The 572-nt window shown below is 53.7% G+C and carries 1 pseudogene; it reads left to right on the top strand.

The features are described from left to right. Positions 1–256: 256 nt before the first annotated feature. Positions 257–572, top strand: a pseudogene (locus tag AC1DRJ_RS31810) (glycogen debranching protein GlgX); the annotation flags it as partial.

The following is a 572-nucleotide window of genomic DNA, read 5'->3' as shown; positions in this document are numbered from 1 at the left end:
GCTGTAGCCAACGACAGAGCCAGTCTGACCAGGTCATGCGCACTGAACTCGGTTGACTACCGCCCCACCCCGGATCTTTCAAAATATTACATTTCCCGTCACGCGATATGGCAAATCCAAAGCTGGGTTTGTTTGTACCGAATTGGGTATGCCAATGAGGCAGCAAATATCCTGAACTGTTACGCGCCATGAGCTTCTATCGATAGACCGCGTTGGTCATTCCCCCATCCCATATATTCTCTCGGAGTGCTTGATCATGACTGATCAACCAGTGAGTGCCAGTGCATCAAGCCAAGACCGTCCAGCCAGCCGCGTCAGTGAAGGCCTACCGCATCCATTGGGTGCGACGTGGGATGGATCGGGTGTCAACTTCGCGATTTTTTCTGCGAATGCCACCAAGGTCGAACTGTGTCTATTCGACGCGGATGGTCAGAGTGAAATTGAGCGCATTGCGCTGCCAGAATTCACCAACGAGATCTGGCATGGTTACCTTCCGGACGCCAGGCCTGGAACGCTGTATGGCTACCGCGTGCATGGCCCCTATGAGCCGGCTAATGGTCATCGCTTCAACC

The organism is Pseudomonas sp. P5_B2 (assembly GCF_056400445.1).
Note: the sequence above shows the minus strand (reverse complement) of the source record. Positions and strands in the feature narration are given on the sequence as shown.